This window comes from Rhizobium sp. CB2179 (assembly GCF_057653455.1).
The window spans coordinates 2,026,474-2,048,737 of record NZ_CM172781.1 but is presented as its reverse complement, the minus strand read 5'-3'; the positions used below and the strand labels follow the sequence as shown (position 1 = coordinate 2,048,737).

Annotated in this window: 23 protein-coding genes, 1 tRNA gene and 1 riboswitch; of the genes, 11 read left to right on the top strand and 13 right to left on the bottom strand. The window is 61.8% G+C overall.

Annotated elements, in window-relative coordinates; all coding sequences use genetic code 11:
• Positions 1 to 22 precede the first annotated feature (22 nt).
• Together AC244Q_RS10290 and AC244Q_RS10285 are read right to left on the bottom strand one after the other, a co-directional pair.
• On the bottom strand, positions 23 to 1,069 hold the full coding sequence (locus tag AC244Q_RS10290) for a glycoside hydrolase family 25 protein (protein ID WP_128406477.1): 1,047 nt from the start codon (positions 1,067 to 1,069) through the stop codon (positions 23 to 25).
• A gap of 186 nt (positions 1,070 to 1,255) precedes the next feature.
• Complete coding sequence (locus AC244Q_RS10285; RefSeq protein WP_128406476.1) at positions 1,256 to 1,879, bottom strand: TetR/AcrR family transcriptional regulator; 624 nt, start codon at positions 1,877 to 1,879, stop codon at positions 1,256 to 1,258.
• A gap of 95 nt (positions 1,880 to 1,974) precedes the next feature.
• Between AC244Q_RS10285 and AC244Q_RS10280 the strand changes: the two genes are divergently transcribed.
• Positions 1,975 to 2,943 carry an SDR family NAD(P)-dependent oxidoreductase gene (locus tag AC244Q_RS10280; RefSeq protein ID WP_164902310.1) on the top strand — a complete coding sequence of 323 codons (969 nt, stop codon included), beginning with the start codon at positions 1,975 to 1,977 and terminating at the stop codon, positions 2,941 to 2,943.
• A gap of 307 nt (positions 2,944 to 3,250) precedes the next feature.
• Here AC244Q_RS10280 and gcvP read toward each other — a convergent pair whose 3' ends face one another.
• From gcvP to gcvT, 3 genes are read right to left on the bottom strand one after another with little or no spacing between them, the layout of a single operon-like run.
• Positions 3,251 to 6,115, bottom strand: coding sequence for an aminomethyl-transferring glycine dehydrogenase (gcvP, locus tag AC244Q_RS10275; RefSeq protein ID WP_128406474.1), 2,865 nt, complete (start codon positions 6,113 to 6,115; stop codon positions 3,251 to 3,253).
• Positions 6,115 to 6,477, bottom strand: a complete 363-nt coding sequence (gene gcvH / locus AC244Q_RS10270; RefSeq protein WP_017994172.1) for a glycine cleavage system protein GcvH — start codon at positions 6,475 to 6,477, stop codon at positions 6,115 to 6,117. Before gcvH ends, gcvP begins: the two co-directional genes overlap by 1 nt.
• A 23-nt stretch (positions 6,478 to 6,500) precedes the next feature.
• Positions 6,501 to 7,637 carry a glycine cleavage system aminomethyltransferase GcvT gene (gene gcvT, locus AC244Q_RS10265; protein ID WP_017994171.1) on the bottom strand — a complete coding sequence of 379 codons (1,137 nt, stop codon included), beginning with the start codon at positions 7,635 to 7,637 and terminating at the stop codon, positions 6,501 to 6,503.
• 157 nt (positions 7,638 to 7,794) lie between these two features.
• Positions 7,795 to 7,887, bottom strand: a riboswitch (glycine riboswitch).
• A 157-nt stretch (positions 7,888 to 8,044) separates the two neighbouring features.
• On the opposite strand from gcvT, the gene AC244Q_RS10260 reads away from it, so the two are divergent.
• Together AC244Q_RS10260 and AC244Q_RS10255 are read left to right on the top strand one after the other, a co-directional pair.
• Positions 8,045 to 8,425, top strand: coding sequence for a hypothetical protein (locus AC244Q_RS10260; protein WP_017994169.1), 381 nt, complete (start codon positions 8,045 to 8,047; stop codon positions 8,423 to 8,425).
• A gap of 73 nt (positions 8,426 to 8,498) precedes the next feature.
• Complete coding sequence (locus AC244Q_RS10255) at positions 8,499 to 9,524, top strand: DUF1775 domain-containing protein (RefSeq protein WP_113545029.1); 1,026 nt, start codon at positions 8,499 to 8,501, stop codon at positions 9,522 to 9,524.
• Between the two features lie 73 nt (positions 9,525 to 9,597).
• Here the strand turns inward: AC244Q_RS10255 and AC244Q_RS10250 are convergent, their stop codons facing one another.
• Entirely contained in the window at positions 9,598 to 9,864 is a 267-nt protein-coding gene (locus AC244Q_RS10250) for a hypothetical protein (protein WP_012757583.1), read from the bottom strand.
• Between the two features lie 121 nt (positions 9,865 to 9,985).
• On the opposite strand from AC244Q_RS10250, the gene crcB reads away from it, so the two are divergent.
• From crcB to AC244Q_RS10215, 7 genes are all read left to right on the top strand, one after another.
• Positions 9,986 to 10,363 carry a fluoride efflux transporter CrcB gene (gene crcB, locus AC244Q_RS10245; RefSeq protein WP_113545030.1) on the top strand — a complete coding sequence of 126 codons (378 nt, stop codon included), beginning with the start codon at positions 9,986 to 9,988 and terminating at the stop codon, positions 10,361 to 10,363.
• A gap of 94 nt (positions 10,364 to 10,457) precedes the next feature.
• The gene (locus tag AC244Q_RS10240) at positions 10,458 to 11,450 is read left to right on the top strand and encodes an RluA family pseudouridine synthase (RefSeq protein ID WP_017994166.1); all 993 of its coding nucleotides are present in this window, start codon (positions 10,458 to 10,460) and stop codon (positions 11,448 to 11,450) included.
• The gene (locus tag AC244Q_RS10235; RefSeq protein WP_113545031.1) at positions 11,447 to 12,100 is read left to right on the top strand and encodes an HAD-IA family hydrolase; all 654 of its coding nucleotides are present in this window, start codon (positions 11,447 to 11,449) and stop codon (positions 12,098 to 12,100) included. Before AC244Q_RS10240 ends, AC244Q_RS10235 begins: the two co-directional genes overlap by 4 nt.
• A gap of 9 nt (positions 12,101 to 12,109) precedes the next feature.
• A complete protein-coding gene (locus tag AC244Q_RS10230; protein ID WP_128406473.1) occupies positions 12,110 to 12,895 on the top strand; it encodes an ATP12 family chaperone protein in 786 nt (261 codons plus the stop codon).
• Positions 12,896 to 12,963: 68 nt separating this feature from the next.
• The gene (locus tag AC244Q_RS10225) at positions 12,964 to 13,422 is read left to right on the top strand and encodes a calponin homology domain-containing protein (RefSeq protein ID WP_113545033.1); all 459 of its coding nucleotides are present in this window, start codon (positions 12,964 to 12,966) and stop codon (positions 13,420 to 13,422) included.
• A 50-nt stretch (positions 13,423 to 13,472) separates the two neighbouring features.
• On the top strand, positions 13,473 to 15,005 hold the full coding sequence (locus tag AC244Q_RS10220) for an acyl-CoA carboxylase subunit beta (protein ID WP_113545034.1): 1,533 nt from the start codon (positions 13,473 to 13,475) through the stop codon (positions 15,003 to 15,005).
• 139 nt (positions 15,006 to 15,144) lie between these two features.
• Positions 15,145 to 15,537: a DoxX family protein gene (locus tag AC244Q_RS10215; RefSeq protein ID WP_113545035.1), complete on the top strand. Its 393-nt coding sequence runs from the start codon at positions 15,145 to 15,147 to the stop codon at positions 15,535 to 15,537.
• A gap of 42 nt (positions 15,538 to 15,579) precedes the next feature.
• On the opposite strand, the gene sugE is transcribed toward AC244Q_RS10215, so the two are convergent.
• The 7 genes from sugE to AC244Q_RS10180 all read right to left on the bottom strand — a co-directional run bounded on the left by sugE (position 15,580) and on the right by AC244Q_RS10180 (position 21,308).
• Positions 15,580 to 15,894: a quaternary ammonium compound efflux SMR transporter SugE gene (sugE, locus tag AC244Q_RS10210; RefSeq protein ID WP_003559670.1), complete on the bottom strand. Its 315-nt coding sequence runs from the start codon at positions 15,892 to 15,894 to the stop codon at positions 15,580 to 15,582.
• A gap of 213 nt (positions 15,895 to 16,107) precedes the next feature.
• A complete protein-coding gene (locus AC244Q_RS10205; protein WP_012757576.1) occupies positions 16,108 to 16,575 on the bottom strand; it encodes a YaiI/YqxD family protein in 468 nt (155 codons plus the stop codon).
• A 10-nt stretch (positions 16,576 to 16,585) separates the two neighbouring features.
• Positions 16,586 to 17,170, bottom strand: a complete 585-nt coding sequence (locus AC244Q_RS10200; protein ID WP_012757575.1) for a GNAT family N-acetyltransferase — start codon at positions 17,168 to 17,170, stop codon at positions 16,586 to 16,588.
• A 106-nt stretch (positions 17,171 to 17,276) separates the two neighbouring features.
• Positions 17,277 to 19,298 carry an acetyl-CoA carboxylase biotin carboxylase subunit gene (locus AC244Q_RS10195; RefSeq protein ID WP_113545036.1) on the bottom strand — a complete coding sequence of 674 codons (2,022 nt, stop codon included), beginning with the start codon at positions 19,296 to 19,298 and terminating at the stop codon, positions 17,277 to 17,279.
• A 75-nt stretch (positions 19,299 to 19,373) separates the two neighbouring features.
• Positions 19,374 to 20,078, bottom strand: a complete 705-nt coding sequence (locus tag AC244Q_RS10190; RefSeq protein ID WP_011652111.1) for a hypothetical protein — start codon at positions 20,076 to 20,078, stop codon at positions 19,374 to 19,376.
• 97 nt (positions 20,079 to 20,175) lie between these two features.
• Positions 20,176 to 21,126, bottom strand: a complete 951-nt coding sequence (locus tag AC244Q_RS10185) for a DMT family transporter (RefSeq protein ID WP_204337026.1) — start codon at positions 21,124 to 21,126, stop codon at positions 20,176 to 20,178.
• A 97-nt stretch (positions 21,127 to 21,223) separates the two neighbouring features.
• A tRNA-Leu gene (locus tag AC244Q_RS10180) sits at positions 21,224 to 21,308 on the bottom strand.
• A gap of 182 nt (positions 21,309 to 21,490) precedes the next feature.
• Here AC244Q_RS10180 and lipB point away from each other — a divergent pair.
• Entirely contained in the window at positions 21,491 to 22,213 is a 723-nt protein-coding gene (gene lipB / locus AC244Q_RS10175; protein ID WP_113545038.1) for a lipoyl(octanoyl) transferase LipB, read from the top strand.
• Positions 22,214 to 22,264: the final 51 nt, after the last annotated feature.

Here is a 22,264-nt window from a genome sequence, read left to right as displayed (position 1 = left end):
GCGGAGCCATTGCAAGCTTCGGCTATCGCGACGCCACCCAGTCGTGCCAATCGCTTTCATTGCCGTTGAACACGTTGAGGTCGATCTTGCCGTCAACGCCATCGGAAAGGCCGGAGCCGGAATATTGCCAGAACAGCCACTTGCGACCCGGATAGACCTTGGAGGGGTGAGCGGCCACAGAGCGCAGCCAGAAGGGGTAGTCGAGCAGTTGGCCCTTCAAATTGTCGCGGTAGAAGTCCGGCGCCGTGTAGATGATCGGGCGCTGGCCGTAGTAGCGCTCCAGCTTGTCCATGAAGACCTGCATCTTTTCCCGGACACGTGCAGGCGAGATGTGCCTCTTGCAGCTCGATTCGCCGTTCCATTCGACGTCGATGACGGGCGGAAGAGCGTTGGCTTCCCTTGGCACGTTGCGGATGAACCAGTCGGCCTGCTCGCCTGCCGTCCGGCACCAATAGAAGAAGTGATAGGCGCCGTGTTTCAGGCCGGCTTCCTTGGCGCGGCGCCAGTTTTTCTTGAACATCGGATCAAGGTGATCGCCGCCGTCGGTCGCCTTGATGTAGACGAAATTGGCGCCTTGCCGCCGCAACGTTTCCCAGTCGATCTCGCCCTGCCAACGCGAGACATCGACGCCATGCACGGCAAGCTTTCTCGGCGAGGTGGAGCCGAAGTTGATCGGCTTGGCATCGCGGAAGCGGTGGCCGTAAATTTGGCCGCGTGTCGGCGATCTCGTGCCGACATCGGGCATTGCATTGCCGGCGGGATTGGCCGGCATCAGCAGCGCGACCGGTTTATCTATCGGCAGCGGCATGCCAACCGGCCTGTCGGCGGGCACGAGCGCCTGCGGCTCCGGAACCTCTCCCGCCCAGCGCAACGCTTGCTGCGGCGGGCTTGCCTGCGGCGCAGGATCGCCCACGGCAGCGGCAGGAATCGGGCCGCTTGGCTGGGCGATGGCATTGGTCGTTTCCGACGACGGCACGTTGCCCAGCACATCTTCGGCGCCAGAACTGGCGGCGCATCCCGACAGGATCAGGGCGGCGAGGAGGATTGCTGGCACTGCCGATGTACGCATAAGAACCTGCACGCAGAACAAGGGATCGACGGAGATCCATGTTGATGGAAGCCGCCTTTCTGAATTGCTAACAGAGACTTGCTAAGAAAGGTTAAATTTGATCCTTGCGCACCAAAAGCATGCAGACCCTCCCAACCTTGGGAAGGGCTTTGCCTCACTGCTGCTATTCGGCTGCCTCTGCGTAGCTCAGCGACTGGCTCTCATACCCGCAATCAGAATATCGATGAGTTGCCTTGCCGCCTCCCGCCAGGCGGGGCCACAGCTGATGCTCGCGCCGCCGGCCAGGGCGCGCAGGATATCGAGCGGGTCCATCGCCAGACGGATTTCACCGGTGGCGACTGCGCGATCCACCAGCAGATTGACGGCACCTATGATCAAATCGGCAGAATCGGCATAGAGCTCGGAGGTGCCGCCGACCAAAGAATCCAGCACTTCGGACATGCCGTGTTTCGTCACGACATAGTCGACGAACTGCACCAGCCACAGGCGAAGCGCTTCGACAGGCGGATGTGTCTCGGCAAGGCTTTTGGCGGCAGCGGCAAGCTGCGCCGTCTCGTTGCGGTAGATGGCGGAAACCAGTGCGTCGCGGGTCGGGAAATGGCGATAGAGCGTGCCGATGCCGACGCCGGCGATGCGGGCGATTTCCTCCAGGCTGGCGCTGGAACCCTTGTCGGCAAAGACGGTCTTTGCCGTCTCCATCAGCAGAAGACGATTGCGTTCGGCATCCGCACGCGGCTTTCGGGCGGTGGGCTCGTCGCTTTTTTCGGCCATTTCCGAGAGGTCCCCTTGATAAGCGGAGGTACCCTCCATATTTATCTGGAGGCATCCTCCTTTTATTTCATTTGAGGCCGGCGGGCAATGGTCCACCAGCCTGGAGCGGTGCGTCCATGATCAAGGAGATAATCATGAGTGGACTTTTTGGCGCGACATCGACCACCGATGAGGTGCTCGCCGGCGTCGATCTCAAGGGCAAGCGTGTTCTGGTGACGGGTGTTTCGGCCGGCCTCGGCGTGGAAACCGCGCGTGTGTTGGCAGCCCATGGAGCGCAGGTGACGGGTACGGCACGTGACCTTGCAAAGGCGAGGGCGGCAACGGAAGTCGTGCGTGCCGGTGCGGCCAATGGCGGCAGCCTTGATATCGTCGAGCTTGATCTTGCCTCTCTGGCAAGCGTGCGCGCCTGTGCCGATGCGCTCATTTCGGATGGCCGGCCCTTCGATGTCGTCATTGCCAATGCCGGCGTGATGGCCGCTCCCTTCGGCCGCACCGCCGATGGCTTCGAAACGCAGTTCGGCACCAACCATCTCGGTCATTTCGCGCTGGTCAACCGCATCGGACCGCTCGTCAAATCGGGCGGCCGAGTGGTGATCGTCGCATCCTCGGGCCATCGCATGGCACCTTTCAGCCTCGACGATCTCAATTTCGAGAGCAAGACCTATGAGCCCTGGGCGGCCTATGCCCAGTCGAAAACCGCCAATATCCTGTTCGCGGTGGAACTCGACCGGCGCCTCAAGGAGCGCGGCATCCGTGCAACGGCACTGCATCCCGGCGGCATCCAGACCGAGCTCGACCGTCATCTCGACCCTGACATGATTGAAGGCATGATAACGCAGATCAACGCAGCACTCTCCGCCGAGGGCAAGCCGCCTTTCCAGTGGAAGACGATTCCTCAGGGTGCGGCTACCTCCGTCTGGGCAGGTTTCGTCGCCCCTGCAGACGCGGTCGGTGGCAGATATTGCGAGAATTGCCACGTCTCCGAAGTGACGGATGCGGAGATCAGCCCGATTTCCGAAGGCGTGCGTACCTACGCGCTCGATCCCGAGACGGCCAGGGGATTGTGGACGAAAAGCGAGCATATGGTCGGCGAGCGCTTCTAGAGCATGATGCCGAAAAGTGTAAGCGGTTTTCGGACGACATCATGCTCTAACTATATAATGTAGAACAGGATTCAGATTTTAGGCCGACCCGGCCTAAAATCATCCTGTTCTAGCCCGCAAATCGGCACGCTTCGACGCTGATAGAGAGCAGGGGAACTGGGAAACTGGTGCCCCTGCCGAGGAATTGAACCTGGATCGGCTAACAAGACAGGTTAGCCGCACATTTCTATCAGAATTAGGAAAGCCCCTCCCTTGATGGAAGGGGCTCAGATTGCTGGGCCCGTCGCTACAGCGTCAGGCTTGACCGCTATTCGGCGGCCTCTGCGTAGCTTTCCACCGGCGGGCAGGTGCAGATCAGGTTGCGGTCGCCATAGACATTGTCGACGCGGTTGACCGGCGACCAGTATTTGTCGACGCGGAAGGCACCGGGCGGGAAGCAGGCTTGTTCGCGTGAGTAGGGGCGGTCCCATTCGCCGACGAGGTCTTCCACCGTGTGCGGAGCGTTCTTCAGGGGGTTGTTCACCTTGTCCATGCGGCCATCCTCGATGGCGCGGGCTTCCTCGCGGATCGCCAGCATCGCCTCGCAGAAACGGTCGAGTTCGGCCTTGGTCTCGCTTTCCGTCGGCTCGATCATCAGCGTGCCGGCGACCGGCCAGCTCATGGTCGGCGCATGGAAGCCGCAGTCGATCAGCCGCTTGGCGACGTCGTCGACGGTGACACCCGAGCTGTCGACCAGCGGACGGGTGTCGATGATGCATTCATGCGCGACGCGGCCGGCAGACGACTTGTAGAGCACGTCATAGGCGCCCTTCAGCCGGGTGGCGATATAGTTGGCGTTGAGGATCGCCACCTTGGTCGCCTGCGTCAGGCCTTCGCCGCCCATCATCAGGCAATAGCTCCAGGAGATCGGCAGGATCGAGGCGGAGCCGAAGGCGGCGGCCGAGACCGCACCCGGACGGCCGTCGGTTTCGGGATGGCCGGGCAGGTAGGGGGCCAGATGCGCCTTGACGCCGATCGGGCCCATGCCGGGTCCGCCGCCGCCATGCGGAATGCAGAAGGTCTTGTGCAGATTGAGATGCGAAACGTCGGAGCCGATGTCACCGGGGCGGGATAGGCCGACCATGGCGTTCATGTTGGCGCCGTCGAGATAGACCTGGCCGCCATGCTCGTGCACGAGGTCGCAGATTTCCTTGACGGTCTCCTCGAAGACGCCGTGCGTCGAAGGGTAGGTGATCATGCAGCAGGAGAGGTTTGCCGCATGCTGCTCAGCCTTGGCGCGGAAATCGTCGAGATCGATATCGCCATTTTCGCGCACCTTGACGACGACGACCTTCATGCCGACCATCTGAGCCGAGGCCGGGTTGGTGCCATGCGCAGAGGTCGGGATCAGGCAGACGTCGCGATGGCCGTCGCCATTGGCGATATGATAGTTGCGGATCGTCAGCAGGCCGGCATATTCGCCCTGCGCGCCGGAATTCGGCTGCATGGAGAAGGCGTCGTAGCCGGTGACGGCGCAGAGCTTTTCGATCAGGTCGTCGATCATCTCGCGGTAGCCGAGCGCCTGGTCGGCCGGCACGAAGGGATGGATGTCGGAAAATTCCGGCCAGGTGATCGGCAGCATTTCCGCCGTCGCATTGAGCTTCATCGTGCAGGAACCGAGCGGGATCATCGAGCGGTCGAGCGCCAGATCCCGGTCGGAGAGCCGGCGGATGTAACGCGTCATCTCGCTTTCGGCGCGGTTCATGTGAAAGATCGGATGGGTGAGGTAATCGCTGGTGCGGAGCAAGCCCTTCGGCAGGCGGTAGGAAGGCTCGAAATCGGCAATGGTAAAATTGCCGCCGAAGGCGCGCCAGACGGCTTCGAGCGTCGCCGGCCGGGTGCGTTCGTCGAGGCTCATGCCGATTTTGGTTTCGCCGACCTTGCGCAGATTGACGCCTTCGGCGACGGCGGCACGCAGGATGAGACCCTGCATATGGCCGACATCGACAGTGATCGTGTCGAAGAAGGTCTCGGGTTCGACCTTATAACCGAGCTTTTCCAGGCCCTTGGCCATCAGCACGGCCTTCTGGTGCACCTGCTGGGCGATCGCCTTGATACCCTTCGGGCCGTGGAAGACGGCGTACATCGAGGCCATCACGGCAAGCAGTACCTGGGCGGTGCAGATGTTCGACGTCGCCTTTTCGCGGCGGATATGCTGTTCGCGGGTCTGCAGCGACAGGCGATAGGCGCGGTTGCCGCGGGCATCGACGGAAACGCCGACGAGGCGGCCGGGCATGGAACGCTTGATGGCATCCTTGACCGACATATAGGCCGCATGCGGGCCGCCGTAGCCGACCGGCACACCGAAGCGCTGCGAGGATCCGACGGCGATATCGGCACCCATTTCGCCGGGCGATTTCAGCAGCGTCAGCGCCAGGATATCGGCGGCGACGATCGCTATGGCGCCGGTCTGGTGCAGGCGCGAGATCAGGCCGGTAAAATCATGCACGTGACCGTGCGTGCCGGGATATTGGAAGATCGCGCCGAAGACGTCGACGGGATCGAGATCGGTGAAGGGATTGCCGACGATGACGCTCCAGCCGAGCGGCTCGGCGCGGGTGCGGATCAGGGCAATGGTCTGCGGATGGCAGTCGGCATCGACGAAGAAGGCCTTCGCCTTCGACTTGGCGACGCGCTCGGCAATCGCCATGCCTTCGGCGGCGGCGGTCGCCTCGTCGAGCAACGAGGCGTTGGCGACGTCGAGGCCGGTGAGGTCGCAGACCATCGTCTGGTAGTTCAGCAGCGCTTCCAGGCGGCCCTGGCTGATCTCCGGCTGGTAAGGCGTATAGGCGGTGTACCAGGCCGGGTTTTCCAGGATGTTGCGCTGGATGACCGGCGGCGTGATCGTGCCGTAATAACCCTGGCCGATCAGCGAGACCAGCACCTTGTTCTTGTTGGCGGTCTCGCGCAGCTTGTCGAGCGCCTCGCGCTCGGTCATCGGCGCGCCCCAGACGAGCGGCGCCTTCTGGCGGATCGAGGGCGGCAGCGTCGCGTCGATCAGGCCGTCGAGGCTGTTATAACCGATCACCTTCAGCATGTCGGTCATCTCGGCCGGCGAGGGGCCGATATGGCGGCGATTGGCGAAATCGTAGGGCTGATAGTCGGTGAACTGGAATTCTGTCGGCGTCGTCATTACGCAGTGAGCTCCTTGTAGGCCGCCTCGTCGAGCAGGCCATCGGCGTCGGCAGCATTTGCAAGCTTCAGCTTGAAGAACCAGCCGGCGCCCTGAGGATCGGAATTGACCAGCGATGGATCTGCAACGATGGCCGGATTGACCTCGGTGATCTCGCCATCCAGCGGACAATAGACGTCGGAAGCAGCCTTGACCGATTCAACGGTCGCGGCATTGCCGTTCTTGGAGAAGGTCGCGCCGACTTCCGGCAGTTCGACGAAAACCAAGTCGCCGAGCTGATCGACGGCATAAGTGGTGATGCCGACCGTCGCAACGCCGCCTTCGATCTTCAGCCATTCGTGTTCTTCGGTAAATTTCAGCATGGTTGGTCCTCTCTGGAAAAGGTTTAGCGTTTGTAGGTCGGTGTGACGAAGGGCAGGGCGCTGACGGTGGTCGGCAGATATTTGCCGCGCACCTCGGCGTAGACGAGCGTGCCTGCCGCAGCATGGGAGAGCTGCACGTAGCCCATGGCGACGGGGCCTTCGACGCTGGGGCCAAAGCCGCCCGAGGTGACCTCGCCGATTTCGATCTTGCCCTCGGCATCGGCATAGAGCTTGGCATGGCCGCGCACTGGCGCCTTGCCTTCTGGCTTCAGGCCGACGCGGCGGCGTGCGGCGCCGTTTTCGAGTTCGGAGAGGATGCGGCCAGAGCCCGGGAAGCCGCCGGCGCGCGCACCGCTGCCGCGCCTTGCTTTCTGCATAGCCCATTCGAGTGCGGCCTCGACCGGCGAGGTGGTCGTGTCGATATCGTTGCCGTAGAGGCAGAGGCCGGCTTCGAGGCGCAGCGAATCGCGAGCGCCAAGGCCGATCGCCTGGACGTCCGGATGTTCGAGCAGCCGCTTGGTGACATCCACGGCCTTGTCTGATGGAATCGAGATCTCGAAGCCGTCCTCGCCGCTATAGCCGGAGCGCGAGACCAGACAGGAAACGTCGTGCAGACGGCAGTGGCGCACGTCCATGAATTTCATCGCTGCGACATCGGCCCAGAGTTCGGCAAGAACCGCAACGGCGCGCGGTCCCTGCAGCGCGATCAAGGCGCGATCGAGGACGGTGATGTCGCATTGGTCGCTAATGTGTGCCTGCAAATGGGCGACGTCGGCCTCCTTGCAGGCGGCGTTGACCACGACGAAGAGGTGGTCGTCGACATGGGCGATCATCAGGTCGTCGAGAATGCAGCCGGTATCGTCGGTGAAGAAGCCATAGCGCTGGCGGCCTTCGCCAAGGCCCAATATGTCGACGGGGACCAGGCTTTCGAGCGCGAGAGCCGCATCCTCATAGCTGCCCGACTTCGCCTTCACGATGACCTGGCCCATGTGGGAGACATCGAAGAGGCCGGCTTCGGCGCGGGTATGAAGATGCTCCTTCATCACGCCGGCCGGATATTGCACCGGCATGTCGTAACCGGCGAACGGCACCATGCGGGCGCCGAGCTGGAGATGCAGGGCATGCAACGGGGTTCTTTTCAGGGCAGCAGTATCGTCCAAAAGACGCCTCCGGGGTTTGCGCCTTCTTCACGAAGGCGCGGGCTCAAATCTGAAGGCGCGGCTGCGCACTTCTCTCCTGAGCCCCCTCTGTCCCTTTGCCTGAGATTGTTATCCCTTCGGCGAGCGTTTCGAGAACGCTTCTCTCCAGAGTTCCGTCTGCCCCGTGCTGGTCCTTTTGCCTGAGAGTTTCCGGGGCGGTTGCTCCTTCGGCACCGGTGGCGAAAGCACCGGCTTCTCCCAACAAGGTTGGCGCAATTATCCGGCGGGTGCAGCACTTGGCAAGACTAAATGTCGTGACCGGGCAAATTTTTGTCGTCTTATTCCCAGCAAGCGTTGATCTCAGGCAAATCTGCTTTTGCATTCCGTGCTAAAACCGGCTATCGCGGCCTTCTGTTGAAGGGGATCTCATGCGGCAGACCGGACTGAAAGCGACGCTCTTCCTGCGCATGCTTTGCGCATTGAGCCTGCTTTTGCTCGGCCTCGCCCATCAGGTGCCACAGGCTGTCGCCGCCGAAGGCTATGATGCCGCGGCCTATGTGCTGCCCGACGGCACCTTCGCCTCGCTCTGCGTCACCGTGAAGGATGCCGACGGCAAGACCGTCGCCTTCAAGCCGAATTGCGAAGCCTGCCGGCTGTCGGCCTCCACCATCCTGCCGACGCCGGATGCGGGCTCGTGGCTCGAGCGCAAACTCGCTTCGCTGATGAATTCGCCGATCGAAACATCAGCCGTTTCAGGCGCAAGCGCTGTCAGCCGGCCGAATTCCCGCGCGCCTCCCATCCTCGCCTGATCTGCCTTCGCAATCCATGATGCAGCATGCCGGTCCGCCCGAGAGAGGTCCGTGGCCGGCGAGGAGACATCCGATGAAAGCCATCAAGAAATTTGGCAAGACATTTGGCAAGTCATTCGGGCTTGCCGCCCTTCTTTCCGTGACCGCGTTGGCCAGCGCTGAGGCGCATGTGACCTTCCTCGACAGAGAGGCGACGCAGGACAGCACCATTCTCGCCACGCTGCAGGTGCCGCATGGCTGCGACGGCAAGGCGACCACGGAAGTGCGAGTCAAGCTGCCTGAGGGATTCGTCTTCGCCAAGCCGCAGCCGAAGGCCGGCTGGGAGCTCGAGGTGATCAAGGGCGACTACCAGAAGACCTACGACAATCACGGCGACAAGGTGAAGACGGGCGCGATCGAAGTGCGCTGGAGGAACGGCAATCTCTCCGACGATTTCTACGATACCTTCGTCATCCAGGGTAAGGTATCGGGTGTCGAGGCCGGCTCCTCGCTCGTCTTTCCGGTGACGCAGATGTGCGGCGAGACGGTCACGGCCTGGGATCAGGTGGCGGCGGAAGGCGGCGACGCGCACGGACTGAAAAGCCCGGCGCCGCTGTTGAAGGTCGTCGCCGGCGAAGGTGGCCATGACCATGACGACATGGCCGGCATGGATATGTCCGGTATGAACATGAGCGGGACGGCGGGCATGGGCGCTGCGGCGCCGGCCGGCGAAACGGTCAAGGCCGGCGATCTCGAAGTCTCCGGTGGCTTCGCCAAGGCAATGCTGCCCGGCCAGCCGGTCGGCGGCGGCTTCTTCACGGTGAAGAATAACGGCCAGACGGACGATCGCCTGGTGTCCGTCAGTTCGCCCGCAGCTGGTGAGGTTCAGATCCACGAGATGGTGACGAAGGACAACGTCATGCGGATGCGCCAGCTGAAGGACGGCATCGCCATCGCCGCCGGCGAGACGGTCAAGCTCAAGCCCGGCAACCTGCATCTGATGTTCCAGAAGGTGAAGACGCCGTTCAAGCAGGGCGATACGGTGCCGGTGACGCTGATCTTCGAAAAGGCCGGCAAGGTCGATCTGGTCCTGCAGGTGCTCTCCGCCCAGGGCAAATGAAAGTAGACTCGTTAAACAGAAAAGCCCGCGACTGTGACGGCAGTCGTGAGCTTTCGTTTGGAAGGCGATGGCCTCAGAAGTCTTCGTAGGATCGCAGCGCCTGTTTCAGGCCGGCCTGCGGCTGGCGATTGCCCTTGGCCATCAGGTCGAGGGCCACTTCGGTCGACTGGATGATGCTGGAGGGCTCGTCTATTTCCTCGGTGCCTTCGGCCTTCAACTGCCGGTCGGCAACGCGGCGCGCATCGCGGGCGGCGGTGCTCGTCGCGACACGCTGCGGGATTCGGAGCGACTCGAACGCAATAGCGGCGGTGTTGGCCGATATGGACAGGAGCTGGGTCATGCCGTCACGGTATCGGCACGATCTTGGCGCCATTATAAGAAAATCATCGGCATTTTACCGGATGGTAAGAATTCATACCTTCTCGATTGGAATCGCTGCGGAGTTGCGATAAATCCGGCTGATGATCCAGGCTCTTCTCGTCGCCGTTGGCGGCGCCATCGGTTCTCTTCTCAGATATTATGTCGGCCAGTGGGCGCTGAGACTCATGGGGCCGGCATTTCCGTGGGGCACGCTCACCGTCAATATTGTCGGCTGCTTTGTCATCGGCGTCTTCGCCGAGCTGATCGCGCGGAAGTTCAACGCCTCGGTGGAGCTCCGCCTGCTGCTGATCACCGGCTTCCTCGGCGGCTTCACAACCTTCTCGGCCTTCTCGCTGGATGCGATCTCGCTGTTCGAGCGCGGCGAGGCCGTCGCCGGTGGTATTTATATCGCTGCGAGCGTTGGACTTTCGATGGCGGCCGTCATCGCCGGTCTCGCCGTCATGCGCGCTTTGGCCTGATTTCTTTTCCGGTTTCCGTTTTGCTTGAAAATGTTCTAAAGGCTGCGGCAAGAACGCCGGCTCGGCCTGCGCTGCAATTTCCGAAAGATCGTTTATGGCTGGCATAGAACATATCAAGGTTGAACCCGACGAAGCCGGCATGCGGCTCGATCGCTGGTTCAAGGTGCATTTTCCCGGGCTCGGCTTCGGTCCGCTGCAGAAGCTCTTGCGCTCCGGCCAGGTGCGCGTCGACGGTGGGCGTGTCAAATCCGATGCGCGCGTGCAGCCCGGCCAGACGGTGCGCGTGCCGCCGATGGATGTCGATGCGAAGCTGAAATCCGGCCCGATCGCCGGCAAGGATCTCAAACATTCGACGGATTTCCAACTCTTGTCGCGCATGGTGCTGCACGAGGACGAAAAGGTGATCGTGCTCAACAAGCCACCCGGTCTTGCGGTGCAGGGCGGCTCGGGTGTGGCCCGGCATATCGACCAGATGCTCGAAGCCTGGACCAGCCCGAAGGGTGAGAAGCCGCGGCTCGTCCACCGCCTCGACCGCGACACATCGGGTGTTCTCGTCATCGCCCGCACCCGCGGCGCGGCGCAGAAGCTGACGGCTGCCTTCCGCGAGCGCGACACCAAGAAGACCTACTGGGCGCTGGTCAAGGGCGTGCCGCGCAAGCACGAGGACAAGATCTCGACCTGGCTGGTGAAGGAGCCGACCGCCGACGGCGACCGCATGCGCATCGCCAAGCACGGCGAGGACGGCGCCGACCATGCGATTTCCTTCTACCGCGTGCTGGAGACGGCGGCACAGAACCTCGCCTGGCTGGAGATGGAGCCCTATACCGGCCGTACGCATCAGTTGCGCGTCCATGCCCTGCATATCGGCCATCCGATCATCGGCGATCCGAAATATTTCGACGACGATCCGAATTGGGATTTTCCAGGCGGCGTCCAGAAGAAGCTGCATCTGCACGCGCGTCACATCGACATCCCGCATCCCTCCGGCGGCCGCCTGCGCATCAGTGCGCCGCTGCCAGCGCATATGGTGCAGACCTGGAACCTTCTCGGTCTCGACCTTGCCGGTGCCGAAAGGGACGCCGAATGAAACTGGCGCTTTTCGATTGCGACGGCACGCTGGTCGACAGTGCTGCGTTGATCCACGAAACCATGCGCAGGACCTTCGACAAGTTCGGCAAGCCGGAACCGCGCTTTGAAGACACCAAGGCCATTATCGGCCTGTCCCTCGATATTGCGATCGCCCGCATGCAGGGCAGGCCGCATGTGGAGCAGCAAGATATCGACATGACCGCGCATTACAAATCGCTGTTCTCGATCGTGCGTCAGGATCTTGACTATAAGGAGCCGCTGTTTCCCGGCATTCGCGCGATGATCGACGCGATCAGCGGACGCGATGACCTGCTGATCGGCGCGGTGACGGGCAAATCCCGCCGCGGGCTCAAGGTCGTGATGGAGACGCATGGCTTCGACAAGCATTTCATTGTCGCACGCACCGCCGACGATTGCCCCTCCAAACCGCATCCGGCCATGGTGACGGAATGCTGCGATGAAACAGGCATGAATGCTGCCGACACCATTGTCATCGGCGATGCGGTTTACGATATGCAGATGGCAAAGGCTGCCGGCGCCAAGGCGATCGGCGTTGCCTGGGGCTATGCCAGCGTGGGTGAGCTGATCGCCAACGGCGCTGATGCGATCGCCTACCATCCGAACGAGATATTGCGTCATTTTTCCTGAGGTGAGCCCATGCGCGATCTGCTGAACGACCTTTCCGAAGGCCTGAGCCATCCCGATCCCATCCGCCGCGCGCAGATTCAGATGAAGAAGCCGCTGCCGAAGCGCTTCTATACCGACGTCTCCGTTGCCGAGCACGAGGGTGGTTTTGCGATCACCCTCGACGGCAAGATGGTGCGTACGCCGGTGCGCCAAGTTCTCGCCGTGCCGACCGAGGCGCTCGCGCGGCTTGTCGCCGCCGAATGGCAGGCGCAGGGCGAAGAGATCAATCCCGTAAGCATGCCGGTGACCCGGCTCGTCAACACCGCACTCGACGGCGTTGCCGCCAACGCGCAGGCGATCTTCGAGGATATATTGCGCTTTTCATCCAGCGACCTCATCTGCTATCGCGCCGAGGAGCCGGAACTGCTGGTCGAACGCCAGGCCGAGCACTGGGATCCGGTGATCGATTGGGCAGCGAATGATCTCGGCGCCCGCTTCATCCTCGTCGAAGGGGTGATGCCGCAGGAGCAGCCGCGCGAGGCGACGGCCGCCTTCGCCGTCACGCTCGCAAGATATGATAGCCCGATGGCGCTGGCCGCCCTCCACACAGTCACCACTCTGACCGGCTCAGCGATCCTGGCGCTTGCCTTCGCCGAGGGCCGGGTGACGGTGGAGGAGGCTTGGTCGCTTGCCCATCTCGACGAAGATTGGACGATCGAGCATTGGGGCAGCGACGAGGAAGCCGAGCAGCGGCGGGCCAAGCGCTTTGCCGAGTTCAAGGCCGCAGCGGATGTTTTTTTTGCCCTAAGCGCCTGAAACATATTGCCTTCCAATGCATTATGACGAAGTCTGCGACTCCAACGGGGTGGTGCGGGATTTTTGCAATGAATTGGCTGAGGTCGTGTTTTTGCCGGGCGACACTCGTCTGTGTCGCGCTCACGGCCTGCGGCAGTCTCTCGGCCACCAAGCCGGCGGCGCCGGTCTATGATGTGCGCAGTGCCGTCGTTCTCTCCGGTCCGAACATGCCGGCCGAGCTGCTTTCCGGTATCAACGACCGCGTCAACGCAGCGATCAATGCCACCGTGCGCGACACCGTGCTGCCGCGGGTGGTGCTGACGATCCGCGTGGTTTCCATCCAGAAAGGCCTCGGCTTCCAGAAGGACCGCAACGTCGTCAAGATCAGCATCGATGCGGCCTCGGTGGAGGACGGCTCGGTCATCGCCGTCAGCGCCTTCGACGTCACCAGCATCGCTGCCGATCCCAAGCTTGCCGACGAGATCCTGGCTGAGGACGCCGCTGCTAGGATACGCTCGGTTTTCTCACTCAGCGGGCGCGCTCATTAGCGCGACGTTTTAGCCGCCGGATTGCCGCCCGCAGCGGCGAGGGAGATCGCATGAAGGAAATTCTCGAAGAACTGGAACGGCGCCGCGACATTGCCCGCCTCGGCGGCGGCGAGGCGCGTATCGACGCCCAGCACAAGCGCGGCAAGCTGACGGCGCGCGAGCGCATCGACCTCTTCCTCGACGAAGGTTCCTTCGAGGAGTTCGACATGTTCGTCGAACACCGCTCCACCGATTTCGGCATGGACAAGAGCCGTATCGCCGGCGACGGCGTCGTCACCGGTTGGGGCACGGTCAATGGCCGCACCGTGTTCGTCTTCGCCAAGGACTTCACCGTCTTCGGCGGCTCGCTGTCTGAGGCGCATGCCGAGAAGATCATGAAAGTGCAGGACATGGCGCTGAAGAACCGCGCGCCAATCGTCGGTATCTACGATGCGGGCGGCGCCCGCATCCAGGAGGGCGTGGCGGCCCTCGGCGGTTATGCCGAGGTGTTCCAGCGCAATGTGCTGGCCTCCGGTGTCATTCCGCAGATCTCGGTGATCATGGGTCCTTGCGCCGGCGGCGACGTCTATTCGCCTGCGATGACCGATTTCATCTTCATGGTGCGTGATACCTCCTACATGTTCGTCACCGGTCCCGATGTGGTGAAAACCGTCACCAACGAGACAGTGACGGCAGAAGAACTCGGCGGCGCTATCGTGCATACGGTGCGCTCGTCGATTGCCGACGGCGCCTATGACAATGATGTCGAAACGCTGCTGCAGGTGCGACGGCTGATCGATTTCCTTCCGCTTTCGAACACCGCGCCATTGCCGGAGATCGAATGTTACCAGTCGGTGACAGAGGTCGACATGTCGCTCGATACACTGGTGCCGGCGAGCTCCAACAAGCCTTACGACATCAAGGAACTGATCCGAAAGGTGGCCGACGAGGGGGATTTCTTCGAGATCCAGACGAGCTTTGCCAAAAACATCGTCTGCGGCTTCGGCCGCGTCGAAGGCTCCACCGTCGGTTTCGTCGCCAACCAGCCGATGGTGCTGGCCGGTGTTCTCGACAGCGACGCCTCACGCAAGGCCGCCCGTTTCGTGCGCTTCTGCGACTGCTTCAATATTCCGATCGTCACCTTCGTCGACGTGCCGGGCTTCCTGCCGGGTACGGCGCAGGAATATGGCGGCCTCATCAAGCACGGCGCCAAACTGCTCTTTGCCTATGCCGAGGCGACGGTGCCGAAGCTCACCGTCATCACCCGCAAGGCCTTCGGCGGCGCCTATGATGTGATGGCGTCGAAACACCTGCGCGGCGACCTCAACTATGCCTGGCCGACGGCTCAGATCGCCGTGATGGGCGCCAAGGGAGCGGTCGAGATCATCTTCCGCAAGGATATCGCCGATCCGGAAAAGATTGCCGCCCATACCAAGATGTACGAGGATCGGTTCCTCTCGCCCTTCGTCGCCGCCGAGCGCGGTTATGTCGACGAGGTGATCATGCCGCATTCGACGCGGCGGCGGCTGGCGCGCGGTTTGAAGATGCTGCGCAACAAGGATCTAGCCAATCCCTGGAAGAAACACGACAACATCCCGCTCTGACCATGGCGCGGGCGAATAAGACCGTCCATTCAGGTGTTTACCCGCTGTCGAAAAAGTGAACGGATGTCAGCAATCCGTGTGTTCAATCCTTGGCGAGGACAGGCTAACGCTCGGCTGTGTCTTTTAAAGAGGGGTTTTAATGTCAACTTTCGACCGTCTTTCCGCCTATCAGCCCTATGGGCTGGCTGCGCTCAGGATCATCACCGCATTGCTGTTCATCGAGCATGGCACGATGAAGCTTTTCGGCTTCCCTGCTTCGCAGATGTCGGGCTCGCTGCCGCCGCTGATGCTGTTCGCCGCCCTGCTTGAGCTTGTCGGCGGCATCCTCATTCTCGTCGGCCTGCTGACCCGTCCGGTCGCCTTCCTGCTGGCCGGAGAAATGGCGGTCGCCTATTTCATGGCGCATGCCCCGAGCAGCTTCTTCCCGGCCGTCAACCAGGGCGACGCCGCGATCCTGTTCTGCTTCGTCTTCCTCTACCTGTTCTTCTCCGGTCCCGGCGCTTTTGCCGTCGATAACCGCAAAGCAGCCTGAACGATAGACTGAGGGGCGTCGCGACGCCCCTCAACCTTCACATCAGGCGGTAAGCTTCAGACCAGCGATGCCGGCGACGATCAGCGTGATGCAGGCAAGACGGGAGACACTTGCCTCATCGCCAAGCAGCCAGATGCCGAGAAATACGGTACCGACCGTGCCGATGCCGGTCCAGACCGCATAGGCGGTGCCGATCGGCAGGTGCTTCACCGCCAGGCCGAGCAGCACGATGCTCACCACCATGGATATGACGGTCAGCGCCGTCGGCAGCGGCCGTGTGAAACCCTCGGTATATTTAAGGCCGATTGCCCAGCCACATTCGAAAAGACCGGCGAGAAAAAGCAGAAACCAGGCCATGCGACTCTCCTTGTTCAAGAGCGAGGCCGTCCCCGCGACAGTTGCATCCCAGAGGATGCCGCAGTCGTCTGCGATAGCGCTTATATGCGTGAGGAAACGGCCGACTTCAAGATAGGAATCGGCATGGCTGCCATGCCACCCGTTTCTTGCGGTCTACAGCGCCGCGCGGCTTTCAGACGTGCTAAGGACGCTGTAGCAGCTTTAGTTGCTGCATCACGGCTGCCCGCCAGCCTCCGAGGCAAGGCTCTTGGCGCGGCGGCAGAGGCGATCAAAGGTTTCGAGGAAGCGTGAGCGGTCCTTCGGGCTGAAGGCGGCGTTGTAGCCCTTGCTCTCGCCGGTTTCGCGCAAGTGCGCGCCGAGATCGCGCATGGCGCTCGCCATGCCGATATTGGTCTCGTCGAAGACGCGCCCTGTGGGGCCGCTGACGAAGGCGCCGGTCGCGACACAGCGCACGGCGAGCGGCACATCGGCGGTGACGACGACATCGCCCGTGCCGGCACGTTCGGCGATCCAGTTGTCGGCGGCGTCGAAGGCGTTGGAGACGATGACGTTGTGGATCATCGGATCGCGCGAGGGGCGCAGGCCGGAATTGGCAACGAAGGTGACCTCGAGGCCGTGACGTTCCGCGACCTTCAGGACTTCCGGCTTCACCGGGCAGGCATCGGCGTCGACATAGATCATGGCAATATCCTCATGCCGGTTGCGTGGCCTGCTGGCGGACCATATCGATGTGGGGAATGCCGTCTTCCAGATATTCCTGTGACACCGCTATGAAACCGAAAGATTCGTAGAACCGCCGCAAATGGGCCTGTGCTGACAAGGCAATAGGATTTTCCGGATAAAGCCGCTCGCAAGCGGCAATCGCCTCGCTCATCAGTGCATCGCCCAGCCGCTTGCCGCGATGGTCAGGCGAGACGACAACGCGGCCGATCTTCGACGGATCCTGTGGCTCATACGGTTTCAGGATTCGCGCCGCGCCGAGGAGTTCGGCACCTTCCAGCAGCCGCAGATGCAAGGCATCGATATCCTTGCCGTCAAGTTCCGGGTAGGGGCAGTTCTGCTCGACGACGAAGACATCGACGCGCATTCTCAAGAGGTCGTAGAGTTCCCGCGTGGTAAGTTCATCAAGACTCCTGAGGTCTGCCCTATAGGTGGCCGCAGCCCCCGTCGCCTTGACCTCCACCGGCACTTCGCCGGCCCGCGGCCCCTCCAGCTGCACGGCCATCACTTCCAGCGGTTTTCCTGCCTGAAGGGCAACGGCGGCGCGAACGTCCATCTTGATATCTCCCTGCTGATTTTGTCGGTACCCAGCTGCTTGTCGGGCTGAGCTTGGCATGCTCGGCAAGCCGGGCCGATGTGAATCCGACCAGTTGGCTTGTCTCTCAGGCGAATTCCATGATCACGGCATCGACGGCCAGGCTTTCGCCGGCTGCGGCATTGATCTTCGAGACGACCAGATCGCGGTCGGCGCGCAGCACGTTTTCCATCTTCATCGCTTCGACGATCGCAAGCGTCTCACCGGCCTTGACCTCCTGGCCCTCGGCCACCGCGATGGCGACGACGAGGCCGGGCATCGGGCAGAGCAGGAGCTTGGATGTATCGGGCGGCAGCTTCACCGGCATCAGCCTGTCGAGTTCGGCATGACGCGGCGAAAAGACCTTGGTCGTCACTGAAAGTCCCTGCCAGTCGATACGCAAGCCGTTCAGAACGGGGCGGATCTGCGCGGTGATGTCGCGACCGCCGACCTTGCCGCTCCAGACAGGGTCGCCCGGTCTCCAATCGGTGACAACATTCTGGCTCTCGCCCTCTGTCGCCCCATCGATCGCGATATCCATATCGAACGGGATGGTGACGAGGCCGTCGAGCAATCTTGCCGCGACGTGGTTGTCGCCGATCTTGACCACCCAATCCTCGCGCAGCGCGCCCGCTGCGGCGCGCAGACGATCGGCGAAACGTTCGCGGCGGTTGGTCTCGATCAGCGAGGCGGAAAGCGCGATGCCGGCAAGCACGGCTTCTTGCGCCGGGTCCGGTTTCATCGGCGCAAAGCCATCGGGATATTCCTCGGCGATGAAGCCTGTGGAAAGCCGGCCCTCGCGCCAGCGCGGATGTTTCATCAGCGCCGACAGGAAAGGAACATTGTGCTCGATGCCGTCGACGACGAAGCCGTCGAGCGCCTGCCCCATGGCCTCGATCGCTTCCAGCCGCGTCGGCGCCCAGGTGCAGAGCTTGGCGATCATCGGATCGTAATACATCGAGATCTCGGCGCCCTCGAAGACGCCGGTATCGTTGCGGACGACGACATTGCCGGTCCTGCCTTCTGCCGGCGGCCGGTAGCGCGTCAGGCGGCCGATCGAGGGCAGGAAGTTGCGATAGGGATCCTCGGCATAGAGCCGGCTCTCGACCGCCCAGCCATCAAGCCTGATATCCTGCTGGGCAAAGGGAAGGGCCTCTCCCGCTGCGACACGGATCATCTGCTCGACGAGGTCGATACCGGTAATGAGTTCGGTCACGGGATGCTCGACCTGGAGGCGGGTGTTCATTTCGAGGAAATAGAAATGGCGGTCGCGGTCGACGATGAATTCGACGGTGCCGGCGCTCTGGTAATCGACGGCTCTCGCCAGCGCCACCGATTGTTCGCCCATCGCCTTGCGGGTCGCTTCGTCGAGGAAGGGCGAGGGCGCCTCTTCCGCCACCTTCTGGTTCCGCCGCTGGATCGAGCATTCGCGCTCGCCGAGATAGACGACGTTGCCATGCGCATCGGCCAGGACCTGGATCTCGATATGACGCGGCTCGACCACGAACTTCTCGATGAAGACGCGGTCGTCACCGAAAGAGCTTTTCGCCTCCGAGCGGGCGCGCTCGAAGCCGTCGCGCACTTCCGCCTCGTTCCAGGCAATGCGCATGCCCTTGCCACCGCCGCCGGCCGACGCCTTGATCATGACGGGATAACCGATCCCGCCCGATATTACTTCCGCATGGGTGGCATCCTCGATGATGCCGAGATGGCCGGGCACGGTGGATACACCGGCGGCATTGGCGAATTTCTTCGATTCGATCTTGTCGCCCATCGCCATGATGGCTTTCGGCTTCGGGCCGATGAAGACGATGCCCTGTTTTTCCAGTTCAGCGCAGAAGGAGGCGCGTTCGGACAGGAAGCCATAGCCGGGATGCACCGCCTCGGCGCCGGTTGCCTTGCAGGCGGCAATGATCTTTTCGGCAACCAGATAACTCTCCGACGCCGCGGCCGGGCCGATATGAACGGCCTCGTCGGCCATCTCGACATGCAGCGCGTCCCGATCCGCATCCGAATAGACCGCGACGGTCAAAATACCCATGCGGCGCGCAGTCTTGATCACGCGGCAGGCGATTTCGCCGCGATTCGCGATCAGGATTTTCTTGAACATCGAGACTCCACCCAGAAATGCATCCCGGAGTTTTACGCACAAAACACCGGAACGCACAATCAGGCTTGCGGAGCGTCAGGCGACGGCGGCTTCTGCGACGGGTTCCTCGTCGACGATGCGCAGCCAGCGGCTGCGCCGCGGCTCGGCATAATCGCGCAGCTCGACGGCAGCCATGATCCCCGCCCAGTGCGGATGATTGGCGCCGCGCAGCGTTGCCTGCTCGATCTGCTGGAGAACGCCGTATTCGACCGACGAGACCGGGATGACGCCGCCTTCGGCGACGCTTCTGAAGATGCGCATCGCATAGTCGATGTCCTGGCGGGTGATGCCCCGGCGATCGATGGCGCGCGACAGCTTGTAGCCACCGATATTGTCGGTGATCGCCAGGCGGAGCTGATCGAGGGCGAGCGCTCTCAACTCGACTGGAACATCGGCCGAAATCTCCATGACGTGGAGAATGAGTTCGAGCTCGAGCGCCGAGTTGACGACACCATCGGTCGTGAACATGCGCATGATCCAGGCGACGTTGATTTCATCCAGCGAGCCCTGCGGATAGGTGTAATGGACGATGAAACCGGCGAGCTGCTCCACGAAGAAAGCGTTCCAGTCGGCACATTTTTCAGGGCAGGAATTGTTGAGCGCCAACATCGCCACGACATCGTCGGATGTCCGGATACCCTCCGGAAAACTATGTTTGCGCAGCAGTACTATATCTTCGGCCGTCAGCCGATGCTTGCCGGCCACGACACAGGCCGGAAAAGCGAGACGAAATTCGCTCATGTTTTAACTCCAGGCTTCATCATGAAGCCGGAGACAGTTTTACCGTCTGCGAATTGACGATCCCTCAAGAAGAGGAGTTAACCCGATATTGCCCGGGTCAGGAAGATTTTAACGATTGCGCCTGCAGCCGCTCGCGCCAGATGATGAAGAGGCCTGACGCAACGATGATGAAGATGCCGATCCATTTGGAAAAGCTCGGGAAATCGTTGAAAAGCGCATAGCCGAGAACGGTCGCCGAGATGATCTCGAAGTACTGGAACGGCGCAAGCAGCGACAGCGGCGCGAGGCGGAAAGCCCGGACGATGAGCATATGCGCATATCCCGAGATCGAGCCGAGGGCGAGAAGCAGAACAAGGCCGAGGCTGGAGGAGGGCAGGGAGACGGTAAAATCGGCACTGCCGGAGCTGTTGCCGAGGAAAAGGGCGGCCGCCATGAACACCGTTCCGCCGATGCCGGCCATCGTCTGCATGGTCAGTGGCGAATCGGCCTCGCCGATTGCGCGATTGAGGAAGAGATAGAGCGAGAACAGAAAGGCGCAGGCGACCGGCAGCAGCGCCTTCAGGCCGAAAATCTCGTAGCTCGGCTGAATGACGATCATCGCGCCGCCGAAACCGACGACGATCGCCACCCAGCGCCGCCAGCCGACCTTCTCTCCGAGAAACAGCGCCGACAGAGCGGCCAGCATGAAGGGCTCGACGAAATAGATAGCGAAGACATCGGCAAGCGGCATGTATTTGACGGCGACGAAGAACAGCAGGCTCGCACCACCATGCAGCACGCCGCGCAGCAGGTTCATCCACGGCCGTTGGGCCGAAAGCGCCTTCAGCCCGAAAAGGGCGAAAAGAATCGGCAGGGTGCAGGCGATCTGGAAGAAGAATCGGTAGAAGGTCACCTGACCCGGCGACATCGCCTCGAAGGTCGCCATGTATTTGGCGATGGCATCCATGATCGGCAGGATGAGCATGGCGCCGGACATGATGGCCATGCCCTGCAGGGAATTTTGATGGGGCTCTGACATGGCTGCTGATTCTTGCGAGGATGACGCCATCAACCATGAGAAGGCCGGGCAATCAAGCCGAGCTATCGCAAATGGCTTCGAGGTGAAAACGAAATCGTCGCTTACAGAGCGTTTCCCTGAAGGGAAATGGTGCGGTCGAGAAGACTCGAACTTCCACGGGTTGCCCCACAGCGACCTCAACGCTGCGCGTCTACCAATTCCGCCACGACCGCATCGTGGTAGGTGCCGATTTGCGTCGGCGGGGCAGCATGTAGCAAAAGCATCTGGGGTGCACAAGGGCGATATGACAGTTTTTTTGAAAACCGCTCACAGCATTTGAATTGGCCCCGAAACGGGTCCATATAGCTGTCCTGCCGCCCCTATTTTACAGGCATTTCGGGGAGAGCGGCAAGGAATGGCCATGCTTCGCACCGATCTCGAATTTTCCATGCTTCCCCAACTCGGTACTCGGCCGGTACGCTGGCGCATTGCCGACGGTCTCGTTCCCTATGAGGAGGCGGTGGAGACGATGGAGCGCGAGGTGGCGATAATCGCCGATGGCGGTGATGAACTCGTCTGGCTCGTCGAGCATCCGCCGCTCTATACCGCCGGCACCAGCGCCAATGCGAGGGACCTCGTCCAGCCGAACCGGTTTCCGGTCTTTGCGACCGGGCGTGGCGGTGAATACACCTATCATGGACCCGGCCAGCGCGTCGCTTATGTCATGCTCGATCTGAAGAGGCGGCGCCAGGACGTGCGCGCCTTCGTCGCCGCCCTCGAAGATGTCGTCATCCGCACGCTGGACATGATGAATGTGCGCGGGGAGCGACGTGAAGATCGCGTCGGCGTCTGGGTGCGCCGGCCGGAAAAGCCATTGCTGGCCGATGGGACGATGGCCGAGGACAAGATCGCCGCCCTCGGCATAAGGCTGCGGAAATGGGTGACCTTCCACGGACTGTCGCTCAACGTCGACCCTGATCTCGATCATTTCGACGGCATCGTGCCCTGCGGGATCTCGGCCTATGGCGTGACCAGCCTCGTCGATCTTGGCTTGCCTGTGATGATGGCTGATGTCGATATCCGGCTGCGCACCGCCTTCGAGGCGGTTTTTGGGGAAACGACGCGCGAGATGGATTGAAAAAGAGAAGGGCCGTTTCCGGCCCTTTCTTTTGTCGGATCCCAGCCTTTA